Origin of the sequence: Actinomadura macra NBRC 14102, from assembly GCF_001552215.1 — a bacterium.
GTDB lineage: Bacteria > Actinomycetota > Actinomycetes > Streptosporangiales > Streptosporangiaceae > Spirillospora > Spirillospora macra.
On sequence record NZ_BCQT01000004.1, the window covers coordinates 317,853 to 334,857 of the forward strand.

The 17,005-nt window shown below is 70.6% G+C and carries 17 protein-coding genes; 10 read left to right on the plus strand and 7 right to left on the minus strand.

Annotated features, from left to right (window positions below; translation table 11 throughout):
• Positions 1–51: 51 nt before the first annotated feature.
• Complete coding sequence (locus AMA02S_RS06285) at positions 52–363, minus strand: DUF3817 domain-containing protein (RefSeq protein WP_067452988.1); 312 nt, start codon at positions 361–363, stop codon at positions 52–54.
• A gap of 110 nt (positions 364–473) precedes the next feature.
• Between AMA02S_RS06285 and AMA02S_RS06290 the strand changes: the two genes are divergently transcribed.
• Complete coding sequence (locus AMA02S_RS06290; RefSeq protein WP_067452991.1) at positions 474–1,190, plus strand: DUF4230 domain-containing protein; 717 nt, start codon at positions 474–476, stop codon at positions 1,188–1,190.
• Between the two features lie 104 nt (positions 1,191–1,294).
• Here the strand turns inward: AMA02S_RS06290 and AMA02S_RS06295 are convergent, their stop codons facing one another.
• Positions 1,295–2,485, minus strand: a complete 1,191-nt coding sequence (locus tag AMA02S_RS06295; RefSeq protein WP_067452994.1) for an acetyl-CoA C-acetyltransferase — start codon at positions 2,483–2,485, stop codon at positions 1,295–1,297.
• Positions 2,486–2,591: 106 nt separating this feature from the next.
• Between AMA02S_RS06295 and mce the strand changes: the two genes are divergently transcribed.
• The 3 genes from mce (at position 2,592) to AMA02S_RS06310 (ending at position 6,293) form a co-directional block, all read left to right on the plus strand.
• Positions 2,592–3,014 (plus strand): methylmalonyl-CoA epimerase, encoded by a 423-nt coding sequence (mce, locus tag AMA02S_RS06300; protein ID WP_067452997.1) that lies wholly within the window; start codon positions 2,592–2,594, stop codon positions 3,012–3,014.
• A 361-nt stretch (positions 3,015–3,375) separates the two neighbouring features.
• Positions 3,376–4,701, plus strand: a complete 1,326-nt coding sequence (locus tag AMA02S_RS06305; RefSeq protein WP_067453001.1) for a DivIVA domain-containing protein — start codon at positions 3,376–3,378, stop codon at positions 4,699–4,701.
• 158 nt (positions 4,702–4,859) lie between these two features.
• Positions 4,860–6,293 (plus strand): AI-2E family transporter, encoded by a 1,434-nt coding sequence (locus tag AMA02S_RS06310; RefSeq protein WP_067453004.1) that lies wholly within the window; start codon positions 4,860–4,862, stop codon positions 6,291–6,293.
• A gap of 22 nt (positions 6,294–6,315) precedes the next feature.
• Here AMA02S_RS06310 and AMA02S_RS06315 read toward each other — a convergent pair whose 3' ends face one another.
• From AMA02S_RS06315 to AMA02S_RS06330, 4 genes are all read right to left on the minus strand, one after another.
• Entirely contained in the window at positions 6,316–7,107 is a 792-nt protein-coding gene (locus tag AMA02S_RS06315; protein ID WP_067453007.1) for an alpha/beta fold hydrolase, read from the minus strand.
• A gap of 110 nt (positions 7,108–7,217) precedes the next feature.
• Positions 7,218–7,940, minus strand: coding sequence for an alpha/beta hydrolase (locus AMA02S_RS06320; protein ID WP_067453010.1), 723 nt, complete (start codon positions 7,938–7,940; stop codon positions 7,218–7,220).
• Positions 7,941–7,999: 59 nt separating this feature from the next.
• Entirely contained in the window at positions 8,000–8,317 is a 318-nt protein-coding gene (locus tag AMA02S_RS06325; RefSeq protein ID WP_084264717.1) for an Rv1322 family protein, read from the minus strand.
• Between the two features lie 63 nt (positions 8,318–8,380).
• A complete protein-coding gene (locus AMA02S_RS06330) occupies positions 8,381–9,961 on the minus strand; it encodes a 3-hydroxyacyl-CoA dehydrogenase family protein (protein ID WP_067453015.1) in 1,581 nt (526 codons plus the stop codon).
• On the opposite strand from AMA02S_RS06330, the gene AMA02S_RS06335 reads away from it, so the two are divergent.
• The 4 genes from AMA02S_RS06335 to AMA02S_RS06355 all read left to right on the plus strand — a co-directional run bounded on the left by AMA02S_RS06335 (position 9,960) and on the right by AMA02S_RS06355 (position 13,648).
• A complete protein-coding gene (locus AMA02S_RS06335; protein ID WP_439951581.1) occupies positions 9,960–11,003 on the plus strand; it encodes an LLM class flavin-dependent oxidoreductase in 1,044 nt (347 codons plus the stop codon). The two genes, AMA02S_RS06330 and AMA02S_RS06335, sit on opposite strands and share 2 nt — an antisense overlap.
• A 431-nt stretch (positions 11,004–11,434) precedes the next feature.
• The gene (gene nucS / locus AMA02S_RS06345; RefSeq protein WP_067453021.1) at positions 11,435–12,115 is read left to right on the plus strand and encodes an endonuclease NucS; all 681 of its coding nucleotides are present in this window, start codon (positions 11,435–11,437) and stop codon (positions 12,113–12,115) included.
• A 209-nt stretch (positions 12,116–12,324) separates the two neighbouring features.
• Positions 12,325–12,732, plus strand: coding sequence for a DUF3224 domain-containing protein (locus tag AMA02S_RS06350; RefSeq protein ID WP_067453024.1), 408 nt, complete (start codon positions 12,325–12,327; stop codon positions 12,730–12,732).
• A 124-nt stretch (positions 12,733–12,856) separates the two neighbouring features.
• Positions 12,857–13,648, plus strand: coding sequence for a site-2 protease family protein (locus AMA02S_RS06355; RefSeq protein ID WP_067453026.1), 792 nt, complete (start codon positions 12,857–12,859; stop codon positions 13,646–13,648).
• On the opposite strand, the gene AMA02S_RS06360 is transcribed toward AMA02S_RS06355, so the two are convergent.
• Positions 13,645–14,271, minus strand: coding sequence for a TetR family transcriptional regulator (locus AMA02S_RS06360; RefSeq protein ID WP_067453028.1), 627 nt, complete (start codon positions 14,269–14,271; stop codon positions 13,645–13,647). The two genes, AMA02S_RS06355 and AMA02S_RS06360, sit on opposite strands and share 4 nt — an antisense overlap.
• Positions 14,272–14,387: 116 nt before the next feature.
• On the opposite strand from AMA02S_RS06360, the gene AMA02S_RS06365 reads away from it, so the two are divergent.
• Both AMA02S_RS06365 and AMA02S_RS06370 read left to right on the plus strand, forming a co-directional pair.
• Positions 14,388–15,209: an SDR family oxidoreductase gene (locus AMA02S_RS06365; protein WP_067453030.1), complete on the plus strand. Its 822-nt coding sequence runs from the start codon at positions 14,388–14,390 to the stop codon at positions 15,207–15,209.
• A 116-nt stretch (positions 15,210–15,325) separates the two neighbouring features.
• Positions 15,326–16,825 carry an aldehyde dehydrogenase family protein gene (locus AMA02S_RS06370; protein WP_067453034.1) on the plus strand — a complete coding sequence of 500 codons (1,500 nt, stop codon included), beginning with the start codon at positions 15,326–15,328 and terminating at the stop codon, positions 16,823–16,825.
• Positions 16,826–17,005: the final 180 nt, after the last annotated feature.

A 17,005-nucleotide genomic window follows, 5' to 3' on the forward strand; every position in this document is an offset into this window, starting at 1 on the left:
ACCAGCCCGCGCAGCCCGGGGTCTGGGGTCGCCCCCCAGATAAATACGAGCTCAGGCTTGGGCGGGGGCTTCGCCGGCTGGGGCGGGCTTGGCCCAGTGGTGCTCCACGAAGAACGGCGCTACGGGGAGGACCCCGGCGGCCAGGGCGAGCACGGTCCGCTTGATGTCCCAGCGGAGCTGTTCCCGGACGAAGAAGACCATCCCGGTGTAGGCGATGAACAGGACCCCATGCGTAGGACCCATGATCTGCACCGCCACCGGTGCGTCCGCCATGTACTTCAGCGGCATGGCGATCAACAGCAGCACCAGGAACGAGACCGCCTCGGCGATGGAGACGATCCGGAAGGCACGAACGATGTCCACGCACCCTCAACGCGCGTGGGGCGCCTGAGGTTTCGGTGAGGTTTATGGCTCTGCTCACATCAGCACGATGGGGTGCGGTAGGAGGGCGCCCGTCCGGGAATGTCCCGTATATGGCCCGCTCGGATTCGAGTAAAGACACCCCCCGCGAACCCGCGCCCGAGAGGACGGCGGCCCCGCGACGCCTTCCCTGGCGTGGGCTCCGCGCGCCCCTGCTGCTGGTCGTGGCGACCATCGCGCTCGTGCTGCTTGCCCAGCTCACCCTGGGCAAGCTGCCCCACTGGATGAACCCGTTCGGCGAGGAGACCAAGGACCGCAGCGGCCCCGCCCTGCTCCAGTCGATCCGCGACCTGCACCGGTACGAGGCGGCCAGCGGCAACTTCCAGGTCATCGTGGACCTGGAGAAGGACGCCAAGTTCCTGCCGGACGCCGTACGCGGCAAGCGGACGCTCTTCATCGGCAACGGGTCCGTCGACGCCTATGTGGACTTCTCCAAGGTGGCCTCCGGCGCCATCAAGGTGAACCCGGACCGGACGTCCGCGACCATCACCCTGCCGGAGGCCCAACTGGAGCCGACGAACCTCGACTCGAAGCGCAGTTACGTGTTCTCCACCGAACGCGGCCTGTTCAACCGTTTCGGTGACTTCTTCAGCGGCAACCCGAACGACCAGCAGCAGCTCTACATCCTGGCGAGCCAGAAGATCCAGGCCGCCGCGAACGAGAGCGGGCTGCGGCAGCGCGCGAACGCCAACACCAAGCTCATGCTGGAGAACATGCTCAAGGCCCTGGGCTTCACGACGGTGACCGTCCGGCAGACCGCGCCGCAGTGACACACACCCCGCTGAGCCGCCGACCCGTGAGCGGAGCCCCAGCCCGCACGCGAGCGCGATGCAGCGCTCGCCACGGCCCGGTCGGTGGCGAGCCGCCAGGCGAGCTACCGAGCCGGGACGCGGATCACCAATGCGTCGCCCTGTCCGCCGCCGCCGCACAGGCCCGCCGCGCCGACGCCGCCGCCGCGCCGACGCAGCTCGTAGGCCAGGTGCAGGACGATGCGGGCGCCCGACATGCCGACCGGGTGACCGAGGGCGATGGCGCCGCCGTTGACGTTGACCTTCTCGGGGTCGACGCCGAGATCGCGTATCGACTGGACGCCGACCGCCGCGAACGCCTCGTTGATCTCGATCAGGTCCAGGTCGTCCACGGTCAGGCCCTCCTTGCCGAGGGCGTGCGCGATCGCGTTGGACGGCTGGGACTGGAGCGAGTTGTCCGGGCCGGCGACGTTGCCGTGCGCGCCGATCTCGGCGAGCCAGCTCAGCCCGAGCTCAAGCGCCTTGGCCTTGGACATCACCACGACCGCGGCGGCGCCGTCGGAGATCTGCGAGGACGAGCCGGCGGTGATCGTCCCCTCCTTGCTGAACGCGGGGCGCAGCCGTGCGAGGGACTCGGCGGTGGTGTCGCCGCGCACGCCCTCGTCCGTCGCGAAGACGACCGGCTCGCCGCGCCGCTGCGGGATCTCCACCGGCGCGATCTCCTCGTCGAACACGCCGTTCTTGATGGCCTCGGCGGCGCGCTGGTGGGAGCGCGCGGAGAATGCGTCCTGCTCCTCGCGGGTGATGCTCAGCCTGGTGTTGTGGTGCTCTGTCGACTCGCCCATGGAGACGCCGTCGAAGGCGTCGGTGAGCGCGTCCAGCGCCATGTGGTCGAGGAGCTCGACCGACCCGTACTTGTAACCGCCGCGCGACTTGGGCAGCAGGTGCGGCGCCTGCGTCATGGACTCCATGCCGCCCGCCACGACGATGTCGAACTCGCCCGCCCTGATCAGCTGGTCGGCCAGGGCGATCGCGTCCAGCCCGGACAGGCACACCTTGTTGATCGTGACCGAGGGGACGCTCATGGGGATGCCCGCCTTGACCGCCGCCTGCCGGGACGGGATCTGCCCCGCGCCCGCCTGGAGCACCTGCCCGAGGATCACGTACTGCACCTGGTCGCCGGACACGCCGGCCCGGTCCAGCGCCGCCTTGATCACGTGTGCGCCGAGGTCGGCGGCGGAGAAGTCCTTCAGCGAGCCGAGAAGGCGCCCGATGGGGGTGCGGGCACCGGCGACGATCACGGACGTGGCGGTCATGCGGGGGCCTCCAGAGTGGCGCTGCGGCGACGTTTGCCACCATACCCAGCACGACGACACGAGCTCCCATTCGGCACCGTCTGAGCACTATGAGGGAGAAACGCCCATGCTGACGCGCATCGACCACATCGGCATCGCCTGCCACGACCTGGAGGCGACCGTCGCGTTCTACAAGCGGACGTACGGCTTCGACGACCCGCACTACGAGGTGAACGAGGAGCAGGGCGTCCGCGAGGCGATGCTCAAAATCAACGACACCGGCGACGGCGCCGCGAGCTATCTCCAGCTGATCGAGCCGATCCGGGAGGACTCGGCGGTCGCCAAGTGGCTCGCGAAGAACGGCGAGGGCGTCCACCACATCGCCTTCGGCACCGACGGCGACGTGGCGGACGAGGCCGCGGGCATCGCCGGCAAGGGCGTACGCGTGCTGTACGAGGCGCCCCGGAACGGCTCGATGGGCTCCTTGATCAACTTTCTGCACCCGAAGGACTGCCACGGCGTGCTGACGGAGATCGTCCAGAAGCCTTGACGGCTTCCGACACGCCGTCCGCTACCACATGATCTTCCGGGGAAGGCGGCACACGGACGCGACCGGATCGTGACGTGTTCGATATCACCGGAGCAACTGGGCGGGCACAGACCGCCACCCTGTGACCATTCGGACACATCTGGTGCATTTGTGGTGCCCGCACCTGGGCACCTGAGGCCGGGGCGAGCGAGGTTGCGAACCAGACAAAACACGCAGCGCGTCAAGATGAGCCCCCAACACGGCAGTGTCGGGAGTACGCTTCATTCGCCGGAAGAGGTCTGGGGCACTGCGCCCGTTCATGCCAGGCGATCAACCGGTCCCCGGAACTACCCGTAGCCCCGTCACATCAGGATTGAGCCACATGCAGTCCGACATCGACGCCCAGCTCAGCAACTTCTTTGAAGACACGCCCCCGCGCGAGTTCGACGTGGTGCTTCGCGGCTACGACCGGCACCAGGTCGACGAGCACATCAAACAGCTCGACAACGAGGTCCGGCAGACCCGCGAGCAGACCCAGGCCCTGCAGCGGGAGCTGTCGGACGCCCATCGTCAGCTGCAGGAGCAGGAACGTCCCACCTACTCCGGCCTCGGCGCGCGCATCGAGCAACTGCTGAGGCTCGCCGAGGAACAAGCCACCGAACTCGTCCAGGCGGCCCGCTCCGAGGCGAACGAGATCAAGGCCGCGGCCAAGGTCGACGCCGCCGAGCAGCGCGCCACAGCCGAGAACGACGCCTCCGAGCTGCGCGCCAACGCGCAACGCGAGGGCGACGACATGCGGGGCGCCGCCGAACGCGAGGCCGAGGAGGTGCGCACCTCCGCCCGCCGCGAGGCCGACGAGCTGACCTCCACGACCGAGCGCGAGGTCGCCAAGCTGCGCGCCACCGCCGACCACGAGGTCGCCGAGAAGCGCGCCGCCGCCGAACGCGAGATCGCCAAGCTGCGCACGACCACCGAGCGCGAGGTCGCGCAGCTGCGCGCGTCCACCAAGCGCGAGCGGGACGAGATCCTCACGACCGCCAAGCGCCAGGCGGACGAGATGCGGGCCCAGGCCCAGCGCATCCTGGAGGAGAGCGAGGCTCAGCGGGCTCAGGCCGAGGCCGAGTTCGAGATCCAGCTGGCCGCCCGCCGCGAGGAGGCCGACCGGCAGGACGCCGAGCGCCACTCCGCGGCGCAGGCGGCCACGCAGAAGCTCGTCGCCGAGGCCGAACAGCGTGCCGCTTCCGCCGAGCAGCGTGCCGCCAAGGCCACCCAGCAGGCGGAGCAGACGCGGCGCGAGGCCGACTCGCACGCCAAGCAGCTCATGGCCAACGCCCGCAAGAACTCCGACAACGTCATCGCCGAGGCCAAGTCGCAGGCCGAGCAGCTGCTCGCCGAGACCAAGGCCGAGGCCGACCGCGTCCGCACCGCCGCGCAGCGCCAGGTCGACGAGCTGACCCGGCAGCGCGACAGCATCACCAGCCACCTCAACCAGCTGCGCCAGCTCATCGGCGGCGTGGCACCGGCGATGGGTGGCGACCCCGAGCTGGCCGCGGCTCCGGAGAAGGCGGCCATCCCGGCCGCCGAGCCCAAGCCGACCCCGGCTCAGCAGCCCCAGCAGAAGCAGCCCGCCGCGGCCAAGGCCGCGTCCGGGAAGCCGGCGCAGGGCAAGAAGTCCGACGAGGACGACGAGGACTGGTGGCAGGAGTGACGGCCCGCCGGGCGCTCACCGGCGCCTGACCCGTCCAACGCGTAACCGGAAAGCCTAGAGGCACCGACTGCCTCTAGGCTTTCTGTCATCTCATCCACGGAACGCGGTCTCGGTCCAGGCCGGTGTCCAGCGGATGCAGTACGGAAGAGGAGAACGGCGTGCCCGACGACACCCCCACCGAGGACCGTCCTGCGGTTCCGTCCGGCGACGACCGTCCAGACAACGGCGGCGCCGTTCCCTTCCCTTCCCCGCCCGCGGACAACGGATCTCCACTCGCTGACGACCCCGCGCCCGCCGACAAGCCCGAACCCGCTGACGACCCGGCGTCCGCCGACGCCGACGCGGCGATGCCCAGCGGGGCCCTGGATCCGGACAAGACTGACAAGCCGTTCGGGGAGCGGGATCCCGCGACCGGAGGGCCGGTGGAGCGTCCGGTGCCCGCGCCCGTCGTCGAGCCGGTGGTGCCCGAGCCGGGCGCACCCGACCCGGCGCACGACATCGAGCAGCGCAAGCGCGAGGCCGGCGTCGACCACCTGTTCCCGTTCGGACGACCCGGGGAGCCGATCGGCCGCGCGCACCCCTTCATCTTCGGGTTCACCGGCGCGCTCGGTGTGATCACCGCTTGGATGCTGGTGAAGGCCGCCACGAACGCCAAGTCCGTGATCGTGATGATCGTGGTGGCGATGTTCCTCGCGGTCGGTCTGAACCCGGCGGTGGAGCGGCTGCGCAGGCTCGGGCTGCCGCGCGGGCTGGCGGTCGGCTCCGTGTTCATGGGGGTGCTGGCGTTCTTCGCGGGCTTCGTGGCCTCGCTGGTGCAGCCGGTGTCCGAGCAGGTCACCGAACTCAGGAAGAACATTCCCGACTACGTCACGCAATTGCAGCACAACGAGCGCCTCGCCGACTGGGACAAGCGCTACGGATTGCTGGACCGTGCCCAGAAGGCGGTCAACAGCAAGGGTTTCCAGGACGGGCTCACCGACACCGCCACGGGGATTGGAAAGGTGGCGATCAACGGCGTCTTCCAGACGGTGACGATCCTGATCCTGACGCTCTACTTCCTGAGTTCCCTGCCCCAGATCAAGGCATTCTTCTACCAGCTCGCACCGCGGTCCAGGCGGGCGCGGGTCGCGCTGCTCGGCGACGAGATCCTCGACCGGATCGGCGGCTACGTCGCGGGACAGTTCACGATCGCGTTCATCGCGGGCCTCACGTCCTATATCTTCCTGGAGATCATGGGCGTGAAGTACGCGCTCGCGCTGGCGCTGATCGTCGCCGTGAGCGACCTGATCCCGCTGGTCGGCGCCACGATCGGGGCGGTGGTCGTGTGCCTGGTGGCCTTCCTGACCGGCACGGTCACGGACGGCGTCGTCTGCGTGATCTTCTACGTCGTCTACCAGCAGGTGGAGAACTACGTCGTCTATCCGCGCGTCATGAAGCGTACGGTCGACGTGCAGCCCGCGGTGACGATCGTGGCGGCGCTCATCGGCGCGGCGCTGCTCGGCGTGGTCGGCGCGCTGCTGGCGATCCCCACCGCGGCGGCGATCTCGCTGCTCATCCGCGAGGTCGTGATGCCCCGCCAGGAGACGCTCTAGCCGTCCTGCCCGGGGACGTTGGTCAATGGGTCGTGCGGGCGAGCGCGGTGGCGAATTCGGCCACGGCCTGGTTGAAGAGATCGGGCTGCTCGACGGCGCACAGATGCCCGGCGCGCGGGATGACCAGGAGTTCGGCGTTCGGCAGGGCGTCGGCCATGAGGCGGGCCTCGTCCTCGGTGGCGAGGGCGTCCTCGTCACCGACCATCACCAGCGCGGGCACCCGGAGGTTGCGCAGGGTCTCGAACGCCTCCGCGCGGCCCGCCATGGCGCGCTGCGCCCACGCGGCGGCCTGCGGCGGGGTGGCCTGGACGAGCCCCCGGATCCGGCCGTAAACGAGGGCGCGCTGCCGGAACGTCGTCGGCCCGACAAGTGCCGGCAGGGTCTCCTCCACCAGGACCTGGACGGTGCCTTCCCGTTCGAGGCGTTCGGCCTGCCGGAGCCGCCGCTCCCGCACGGGGTCGGTGTCGGCGCCGGCACGGGTACCGGCGAGCACGGCGCCGAGGACGAGTTCCGGATGGCGGCGGCACAGCGCCATGGCGACGTAGCCGCCCATGGACAGGCCGCCCACGACGGCCCGCTGGAGGCCCCGCTGCTGGACGAGACGCGCAACGTCGTCGGCCATCGCGTCGATCGAGGGCTCCTCGGCGCCGAGCACCGACCCGCCGAAGCCGCGCAGGTCAGGGGTGATCACGCGGAACCGGTCGGCGAGTGCCTCCCGTTGCGCAAGCCACATCGCGGACGAGAGGGGAAAGGCGTGCAGCAGCACGAGCGGCGTGCCGGAACCGACGTCCCTTGCGTAGAGCTGCACGGTCATTGCGTCCTCACGTCGACGTCACCGCTGGCCGCCGTGGGTACGGCGGCTACGCAATCGTCACCCCGAACGGGGTCCGGTGAACACGTGTGGCCGTGATCGGTCGCGCCGATTTAGCCGTCCGAATCGTCCCAATCAGTGGGGAGCGGGAAGGCGTCCGGCGCCACCCGCCGGACGATTTCGTTCAGAACGATGCGGACATACGGCTCGCCCACCCACAAATGCTTGGCATTGTCGACGGCAATGATCTCCGCCTGCGGAATGCGTTTGAATCGTTCGTGAGCCTCCGCAGGGCGCAGATAGTCATCGAATTCGGGCACGAGCGCCACGACCGGCCGCCCATCGGCCCCCCATGCGTCCAGATCGGCGTCGGTCGCGCGGTGCAGCGGCGGGGAGAGCAGGATCGCCCCCTCGACCAGCGGGTCCCGCCCCCACTTGAGGGCCAGCTCGGTGCCGAACGACCACCCGAGCAGCCACGGGCGAGGCAGATCGTGGTACTCGGTGTACTCCAGCGCGGCGGCCACGTCGTACCGCTCGGTCTCCCCCTCGCCGAACTCGCCCTCGCTGGTGCCGCGCGCGGAGGTCGTGCCCCGCGTGTTGAAGCGCAGGACGGCCACATCGGCGAGCGCGGGCAGCCGGTAGGCCGCCTTGCGCAGGACGTGGCTGTCCATCATACCCTCGGCCGTGGGCAGCGGATGCAGGCAGACCAGCGTCGCCACCGGCGGCCGCTCCGGCGGCAGCGCCAGCTCGCCCACCAGCTCCAGCCCGTCGGAGGTGTGCAACGCGATCTCCGCGCGCCGAGCCGGCAGCACGGTCGCCGCCCTGATCTCCCCCATCGCTCTCCCTCTCATGATCGCCCCCTGTGGGGCGCGTCTCGTGCTCCCGCGAGAACAGGTCAGTAGCGCGGGGCATTCCGGGAGCGCTGCGTGCGCGGCGCGCGGCGGCCCCGGGCCTGCCAGCACGGCCGGTGCCAGTGCCGCCGGTCGTCCGCGCCGCCCCGCCCGTCGGCCGGCCACGCCACGACATGGGCGACACCGGGCGGTATCTCCTGATCACAGCCGGGGCACCGGTACGCCTTGCCCGCGTTCGCCCCGGAGATCATCCGGACGACCCAGTCGCCGTCCGGCCCCTCCTCGGTCTCCTCGACCCAGCCGCCTCCGCCGCCTCGCGGACGGGGGTCCGACATAGCGCGGCGGTTCTTGCGGGGGCTCATGGCCCCAGGATATTGCGCCTCCGCACGGCACACGGCCCCCCTCTCGATAGCCGGCGACGGCGGTCAGCGAAGGGGCCGGGCGGCGGTCACGTGCTCGGCAAGGAGCGGGGTGGGCGCGAAGGCCGGATCGCGGGTCTCGGCGTAGAGGGCCCGCAGGACGGTGACCGCCCGGTCAAGGCCGAGCCGGTCGAGGTCGGCGATCGGGCCGGACGGGTAGCCGCAGCCGAGCGTCATCGCCGCGTCGATCGCGTCGGCGCCCGCGTACCCGGCGCCGAGCATGGCCGCCGCGTCGTTCAGGTAGGGAAAGCGCAGGGCGTCCACGATGAAGCCGGCGCGGTCACGGCAGCGCACGGTGGTCAGGCCGAGCCGTCCGGCGAGGGCGGCGGCCCTGTCGGCGACGCCGGGCGCGGTCACGACGGTAGCGGCGATCTCGGCGAGCGTCCCGTCCGCCTCGGGCAGATGCAGGCCGACGACGTCGCCGGGCCGTCCGGTGGCCATGGCCTGCTCGATCACGGGGACGGTGGCGGACGTCACGGCCAGCACGGCGCCCTCCTTCGCCGACTCGGCCGCCGCGACCAGCAGCGCCCGCCCGGCCTCCGCGTCCTGCGCGCACTCGATCACGAGGTCGCAGTCGCCGAGTTCGGCGGCGGTGGTCCTGACCTGCCCGCCCGCGCGGCCGCAGTGGGCGGCGACCGCGTCCGCGAGCGGGCCCGTGCCCAGCACGCCCACGATCGGCGCAGGGGTCTCGGCGTCGTGCTCCGCCGGCTCGTCCGGACTCCCTTGCCCGTCATGGACATAGAAGCCATGGCCGCTCTTGCGTCCCAGCAGTCCCGCGGTCACCCGCTCGCGCAGCGCCGGCGAGGGGGCGTGCCGCCGGTCGCGCGACTCGGCGTGGACGGCCTCCAGGATCTCCAGACAGGTGTCGAGACCGATCAGATCCATCAGGGCGAAGGGCCCCATGGGCAGTCCGGCGCCGGCCTTCATGGCGGTGTCGATGTCGTCGCGGGTGGCATGCCCGGACTCCAGCATGGTCGCGGCCTGGTTCAGGTAGCCGAACAGCAGACGGTTCGCCACGAACCCGGCGCGGTCGCCGATCGTCACCGCCGTCTTGCCGAGCCCGTCGACGAGCGCCGCGACGCGCTCGACCGCCTCGGGCTCGGTGAGCACCGTCCGGATGACCTCGACGAGCTTCATCACCGGTGCGGGATTGAAGAAGTGCACCCCGACGATCTTGGTGGGTCGCCCGGTGGTGACCGCGATGTCCGTGACCGACAGCGACGAGGTGTTGGACGCGAGGACGGCGTCGTCGCGGCAGACCCGGTCCAGCTCGGCGAACACGCGCCGCTTCAGGTCGAGCCGCTCCGGGACGGCCTCGATGACCAGATCGCACTCGCCGAGATCCGTGAAGTCGACCGACAGGGTGATCCGGTCGAGGATCTCCCGCTGCCCTTCCTCGGTCAGCCGCCCCCGCTTCACCGCGCGCCCGGTCGAGCGCTCCAGGTGCCCGCGTCCCCGCTCCAGCGCGTCCGCGTTCACCTCGATGCCGACGACCGCCAGATCACCGCGCGCCAGCACCTCGGCGATGCCCGCGCCCATGGTCCCCAACCCGACGACCCCGACCCTGCCGAACGAAGCACCAGTCATGAACGGCAGTCTCCCAGAATGCTCGACCGTCCCGTATGTCGGGTACGACCAGAAGGTGCGCTTCGGAATCTTCCTCCTCGCCGCCCGTTTCCCCCACCAGGACGACGCCGCCGCACTCGCCCGCACCGTCGAGGCGGCCGTCACCGCGGAGCAGTCCGGATTCGACGACGTGTGGCTGGCCGAGCACCATTTCATGTCGTACGGCGTCGTCCCGTCCGCGACCGTCCTGGCCGGGCACATCCTCGCGCTCACCCACCGCGTCCACGTCGGGACGGCCGTCAGCGTGCTGTCTAACCAGCATCCGGTGGCGCTCGCCGAACAGGCGGCACTGCTGTCGCTGCTGTCCCAAGGGCGGTTCCGCCTCGGCGTCGGCCGCGGTGGCCCGTGGCGCGACCTGGAGGTCTTCGGCACCGGCCTGCCCCGCTACGAGGACGGCTTCGCCGAGTCCCTCGACCTCCTCCTGACCTGGCTGCGCTCCGACCGCGTGGCGTGGTCGGGCGAGCAGTTCCGGTTCCGCGAGGTCCCGGTCGTCCCGCGGGCGCCCGTCCCCCCGCCGGTCGCCGTCGCGTGCACGTCCGCCGCCACCGAGGCACTCGCCGCCGAGCGCGGCCTGCCGATGCTGCTCGGCATGCACACCGGCGCCGAAGAGAAGGCCGCCGCCGTCGCCCGCCACGGCCTGCCCGGAACACCGCACATCTCCACCCACGTGGCCCAGGTGGCCGACACGCGAGAGGAGGCGGTCAAAACTCTGCTGGACGAGATGCCCCGCTGGCTCGGCCCCGGACTGGACGGCTATGTCCCCGTGGACGACCGTCCACGCCCACCCCGCGACCCTCTCGCCTACACCCGCCAGATGTGCGACCTGCACCCCGTCGGCTCACCGGACGACTGCGTCGAATCCCTCGTCACCACCGTCGAACGCACCGGAATCCGGCACCTCATCCTGCTGGTCGAGGCCGCCGGATCCCATCACGCGACCCTGGAGAACATCACCCGCCTGGGCGCCGAGGTCCTTCCCAAAGCCAGGGCGGCCCTCCCCTAACGCGCCTGAACCCTCCCGGACTGGCAGGTGCAGCGAGCCTGGGCGGCGTACCGGGGACCGTGGGGCCCGCGGCGCCTGCTCAGACGTGTGGTGGTGCGCTGGGCCTGCTCCTCCCAGAACCGCAGGGCCCGGCGCGCGATCCCGGCGTCCCTCGCTGCTCTGGCCTCCCTACGCAGCTCACGAACCCGTTCCTGCATAAGCGCCTGCATGATGTCGTTGTGGAACACGGCTCTCCTCCGTCTTCAGGCCGCCGGCCCGGCCCGATGCCTCCCCAATGCCTCACAGCCTCGTCCTAAGGTGGGCCCTCCCACATGGGGACGACGCCCTAGATTGACCGCCTTAGCCGCTCCCGCCCAGCTCAGGCCAGGTCATCGGGCGGGTGTCCGCGCTTAGGACACGCATCGGCGGCGGCGTCACTAAGGTGGGGCACCGTGCGTCTCGTTATCGCCCGCTGTAGCGTCGACTACGCCGGCAAGCTCACCGCCCACCTGCCGATGGCCCCCAGGCTGATCCTGATCAAGGCCGACGGAAGCGTGAGCATCCATGCCGACGATCGCGCCTACAAGCCCCTCAACTGGATGAACCCGCCGTGCTCCCTGCGCGAGGAGCCGTTCGAGGAGAACGGCGCCGTCGCCCGCTGGACGGTCACACACGGCAAGTCGGGCGAGCGCCTCATCCTCACGATCGAGGAGGTCCTGCACGACACCAGCCACGAACTGGGCCTGGACCCCGGCCTTCAGAAGGACGGGGTGGAGGCGCACCTACAGGAACTCCTCGCCGAGCACATCACCACGCTCGGAGACGGATGGTCGCTGATCCGGCGCGAGTACCCCACCGCCATCGGGCCGGTCGACATCCTGTGCCGGGACGCCGCCAGCGGCACCGTCGCGGTGGAGATCAAACGGCGCGGCGAGATCGACGGCGTGGAGCAGCTCACCCGGTACCTGGAACTGCTGAACCGGGACCCGCATCTGGCGCCGGTCCGCGGGATCTTCGCGGCGCAGGAGATCAAGCCGCAGGCGCGGGTCCTCGCCGTCGACCGCGGCATCCACTGCGTGACGCTGGACTACGACGCCCTCCGCGGCATCGAACACGAGGGCACGTTGTTTTAGTGCAATCCCGGCCCGAGGGGCTCGCCTGGCGGCTCGCCCCTCGACCGTGCTTGGGCGAGCGCGTCATCGCTTCGCGATCTTCCCGGTGGGGCTTGCCTTCGGCTTTGCCCCACCGCTCAGGTCCCGCGCTCGCGTGACGGCTTGGGCCGTCGCTTTCGCATGACGCCTTCGAGCACGTGAAATACGGTCGCGTCCGGCATTATGGCGGGATGACCCTTCACGCCAGCGGCACTTTCGACCTCGACTCCTGGGACGCCGAGAAGCCTTATGACGAGCAGGGCGGCAACAAGCTGACCCAGGCGCACGTCCGCAAGACGTTCCATGGCGATCTCGTGGGGACCAGCACCACGGAGCTCTTCACCGTGGAGTCGTCGGCGGGGCCAGTCGCCTATGTCGCGGTCGAGCACGTCCAGGGCATCCTGCACGGGCGTGAGGGAACGTTCGTGCTCCAGCACAGCGCCGGCAGCGAGGACGGGACGGCCGACACGCAGTGGCTGCGCTGGCTGATCGTCCCGACGACCGGGACCGGCGAGCTGACGGGCATCCGGGGGCTCGGGCAGATCACCGTCGGCGAGGACGGCGGCCACTCCTGGTCACTGGAGTACACGCTCGAATAGCCGTCGGGCCGTTCCCGCCGTCTCGGTGATCGCGGCCGACTGACACGGGCCACATGGGCGAGGCGGTAGCTTCGAGGGGCCCGGCTTCACCGGGCGGCGGGACGGGGCGAGAGGGGCCTGAAGGATGATGATGGGGGCGGTTCCCGAGCGGCGGAGGCAGTCGGCGGTCCGGCCCAGCCCGGTGTTCCTCGCGATCGTGGGGGCGACCGCCCTGTTCGGCCTGGCCGCCTGGCGGTACGGGGAGGACCCGGGGAAGCCGGCGCGGCTGGCGCTGTTCGGCTTCGTGATCTCCGCGTGGATCCTGTCGCTGTCCCTGCACGAGTTCGGGCACGCCTACATGGCGTACCGGTCGGGCGACCGGAGCGTGGCGGCCAAGGGCTACCTCACCCTGAACCCGCTGAAGTACTCGGACATGGTCCTCAGCTTCCTGATCCCGGTGGTGTTCATCCTGCTCGGCGGGATCGGCCTGCCGGGCGGCGCCGTCTGGATCGACCGCCACTCGATCCAGGGCCGGCTGCGGCACAGCCTGATCTCCGCGGCGGGGCCGCTGTCCAACGCGATCTTCGCGATCATGCTGGCGGTCCTCTACAAGAACTTCGTGCACCAGGACCACGGTGTCTTCTGGCTGGGTGTGGCCTTCCTGGCATTCCTCCAGGTCACGGCCGCGCTCCTGAACCTGTTGCCGATCCCCGGCCTGGACGGCTTCGGGATCATCGAGCCGTACCTGCCGCGGCGGTGGGCCGACCAGGCGTCGGCCTACGGGGGCTATGTCTTCCTGGCGCTGATCGCCCTGCTGTGGATCGGCCCGTTCAACCGCGCCTTCTTCGACGGGGTCTACAACATCACCGACGCTCTGGGCATCGGCGAGCTGGCCATCCAGTTCGGGCACTCGCTGTTCACCTGGTGGCAGGACTAACCGTCGGCGCGGTCCGCGGCGGCGAGATGGCGGATGATCCGGCGGAGCTGGTCGGCGTAGCGGTCCTGGAACTCGGGTGAGTTCGGGCTCAGGCCGAAGACGCGGCGGACCGCCAGGGGCATCACGACGGGGGCGGCGACGGCGGCCGTCATCAGCAGCATGACGGCGGCCGGGTCGAGGTCGTCGGCGAGTTCGCCCTCGGCCTTGCGCCGCTCCAGGTCGGACAGGTCCTCGCGCAGGTCCTCCGGGATCTCGTCGATCTGCTCGGTGAGGCCGCGCCAGGCGTTCAGCCGCGTTCCGCGCGGGTCTGCGAGAGCGTGCGTCAGGTAGCGGACCAGCAGCTCGTCCAGCGGGACGGACGGCTCGTTGAACTCGGCCTCGCGCTCCAGCCAACGGCGGCCGAGCTCGCGGTACAGGCCCTCCTTGCCGCCGAAGTAGTAGTTGATCAGCTGTTTGTTGACGCCGGCGCGGTCGGCGATGTCCTGGACGCGGGCGCCCGCGAACCCCTTGGCGGAGAACTCGTCCAGCGCCGCGTCCAGCAGCAGCCGCCGCGAACGCTCGGCGTCGATCTTGCGCTCGTCCGGCCCGGGCGCGCGCCGGGGCCGTTTTGTGGTTTCGGACACCTCCTCATCGTAGCCGCCAGGCTGAAACTGTCATCCATCTGGCTGTTTGACATGTTCATCCATTTGGTTGAAGCTGGGGACATCCGTACCGGAATGAACCGAAAGCTGAGAGAACGATGATCCTTGTGACCGGGGCCACCGGAAATGTCGGCCGCCACGTCGTGGGCGAGTTGCTGTGCGCGAACGCACGGATTCGCGCGCTGAGCCGCGATCCCGCGTCCGCGAACCTGCCCGGCGACGTCGAGGTGGCCCGCACCGACGAGATGCCGATGGACGGTGTCACGTCCCTCTTCCTGAACCCCGCAGTGTTCTGGCACGGTCTGGGCGACGTGCTCGACCGCGCGAAGTCCGCCGGGGTCACGCGGGTCGTGATGCTGTCGTCCGCCGCCGCGCTGGACACCGACCCGTCCAACCACATCGCCGCTCATCACCTGGAGGTCGAGCGCGCCATCGAGGACTCCGGGCTTGAGTGGACGTTCGTGCGCCCCGGCGAGTTCTCGTCGAACGCGCTGGCCTGGTCCGAGGCGATCCGCGCCGGCGAGCCCGTCCGGGAGCCGTTCGCGGCGGCACGCACGACGCCGATCCACGAACGCGACATCGCGGCCGTGGCCGCGCTCGCCCTGACGGCGGACGACCTCGTCGGCGCCAAGCCCGTGCTCAGCGGGCCGGAGTCGCTCACCCACCCGGACATGGTCCGGATCATCGGCGAGGTCACCGGCCGCCCGGCGCGGTTCGAGGAGATCACGCCCGAGGAGACGCGGAAGGAGATGCTGACCATGCCCTACATGCGCGAGGGCCTGGTGGACACGCTGCTCCGGATGCGCGCCGAATCCCTGGACCGGCCGGCCGAGATCTCGCCCGAGGTCGAGCGCATCACCGGCCGTCCCGGGCGGACGTTCGCGGAGTGGGCCGCCGACCATTCCGACGGCTTCCGCTGAGCCGCGCCGCCGGCGAGCACCCCGGGCGGGATCGCGGTGAGGACGACCTAGAGTGCTTTACTAGCGAGTACAGCTGTGAAAGCACATACTTACCAGGCTCCTCCCGGGAGGTTCCCATGTCCGTGGCCACGGAGAGCGCCGAGACCTTCGCGTCCCTGAACCCGGCCACCGGCGAGGTCGTCGCCGAGCACCCCGTCCACGAAGACGCGGCCGTGGCCGGGGCGCTCGACCGGGCCCGCGAGGCGGCGGGCTGGTGGCGCGCGCTCGGGGTGAAGGAGCGCCGGCTGCGGCTGCTGAACGTCAAGGGCTCCCTCGCGCGCAACCTCAACCGGATGGCCGAGCTGATCCACCAGGAGACCGGCAAGCCGCTCCAGGACGCCCAGCTGGAGACGATCATGGCGATCTCCCATCTGGACTGGGCGGCGCGCCACGCCGGGAAGGTGCTCGGCCCGCGCACCGTCTATCCGGGGCTGATGGCCGTCAACCAGCGGTGCGTCGTGGAGTACCAGCCGCTCGGCGTGGTCGGGGTCATCGGCCCGTGGAACTACCCGCTCTTCACCCCGATGGGCTCGATCGCCTACGCGCTGGCCGCGGGCAACGCCGTGGTGTTCAAGCCGTCCGAGTTCACCCCGGGCGTCGGCGTGCTGCTCGCCGAACTGGTCGCGGCTGTCGTCCCGGAACATCCCGTCCTGCAGACGGTCACCGGCCTCGGCCCGACGGGCGCGGCGCTCGCCTCGTCCCCGGCCGTGGACAAGATCGCGTTCACCGGCTCGGCGCGTACCGCCCGGCTCGTGATGGCCGCGTGCGCGCGCAACCTCACCCCGATCGTCGCCGAGTGCGGCGGCAAGGACGCCTGCATCGTCGACGCCGACGCCGACCTCGACGCCGCCGCCGACGCCGCGCTGTGGGGCGCGATGTCGAACGCGGGGCAGACCTGCATCGGCGTCGAGCGCATCTACGTCGTGGACGAGGTGTACGACAGGTTCCTCGGCAAGCTCACCGACAAGGCCCGCGACCTGCGCCCCGGCTTCGACCGCGAGGCCGCCTACGGGCCGATCACGATGCCGGGCCAGCTCGACATCATCGAGCGGCACATCAGGGACGCCCTGGACCGCGGCGGCAAGGCCGTCGTGGGCGGCGCCGAGTCCGTCCGCAAGCCGTACGTGGAGCCGGTGGTGCTCACCGACGTGCCGGACGACTCGTCCGCCGTGTGCGAGGAGACGTTCGGCCCGACGATCACCGTCCACCGCGTCAAGGACCTGGACGAGGCGGTCGAGAAGGCCAACCGGACCGGCTACGGCCTCGCCGGGACGATCTTCTCCGGCAGCAGGGCCCGCGCGATGGACGCCGCCCGGCGGATGCGTTCGGGCATGACGTCCATCAACGCCTTCGCCGCGTTCGCGCAGGTCGCGGCGCTGCCCTTCGGCGGGGTCGGCGAGTCGGGCTTCGGCCGCGTCCACGGCGCGGACGGGCTGCGCGAGTTCGCGCGGGCAAAGGCGATCACCCGGCAGCGGTTCGCGACGATGAACCTGGCCTCCTTCTCCCGGACGGAGCAGGAGATGGCGCGCGTCCTCGGCCTCATCACCATGATCCACGGCCGGCGCTACAAGCGCTGACCCGCGGGCGGCCGCCGGATGCTTAGGCGGGCTGCCCGGTCGCGGGCTCCTAAGGCGGTTCTGAGGCGGTGGGATAAGGCTAAGTCCCGATGTGCGGTGGGGTGCCTTAGCGCGAACCTTGTACATGTCGGGCCAAGAGGGCCCGGCAGGGACAAGGAGAAGAACATGATCCGCCCAGAG

Coding starts and splice junctions, on each gene's coding strand:
- AMA02S_RS06290 (WP_067452991.1), top strand. CDS start 474: ATGGCCCGCTCGGATTCGAGTAAAGACACCCCCCGCGAACCCGCGCCC.
- AMA02S_RS06295 (WP_067452994.1), bottom strand. CDS start 2,485: ATGACCGCCACGTCCGTGATCGTCGCCGGTGCCCGCACCCCCATCGGG.
- mce (WP_067452997.1), top strand. CDS start 2,592: ATGCTGACGCGCATCGACCACATCGGCATCGCCTGCCACGACCTGGAG.
- AMA02S_RS06305 (WP_067453001.1), top strand. CDS start 3,376: ATGCAGTCCGACATCGACGCCCAGCTCAGCAACTTCTTTGAAGACACG.
- AMA02S_RS06315 (WP_067453007.1), bottom strand. CDS start 7,107: ATGACCGTGCAGCTCTACGCAAGGGACGTCGGTTCCGGCACGCCGCTC.
- AMA02S_RS06320 (WP_067453010.1), bottom strand. CDS start 7,940: ATGGGGGAGATCAGGGCGGCGACCGTGCTGCCGGCTCGGCGCGCGGAG.
- AMA02S_RS06325 (WP_084264717.1), bottom strand. CDS start 8,317: ATGAGCCCCCGCAAGAACCGCCGCGCTATGTCGGACCCCCGTCCGCGA.
- AMA02S_RS06335 (WP_439951581.1), top strand. CDS start 9,960: ATGAACGGCAGTCTCCCAGAATGCTCGACCGTCCCGTATGTCGGGTAC.
- AMA02S_RS06330 (WP_067453015.1), bottom strand. CDS start 9,961: ATGACTGGTGCTTCGTTCGGCAGGGTCGGGGTCGTCGGGTTGGGGACC.
- AMA02S_RS06350 (WP_067453024.1), top strand. CDS start 12,325: ATGACCCTTCACGCCAGCGGCACTTTCGACCTCGACTCCTGGGACGCC.
- AMA02S_RS06355 (WP_067453026.1), top strand. CDS start 12,857: ATGATGATGGGGGCGGTTCCCGAGCGGCGGAGGCAGTCGGCGGTCCGG.
- AMA02S_RS06365 (WP_067453030.1), top strand. CDS start 14,388: ATGATCCTTGTGACCGGGGCCACCGGAAATGTCGGCCGCCACGTCGTG.
- AMA02S_RS06370 (WP_067453034.1), top strand. CDS start 15,326: ATGTCCGTGGCCACGGAGAGCGCCGAGACCTTCGCGTCCCTGAACCCG.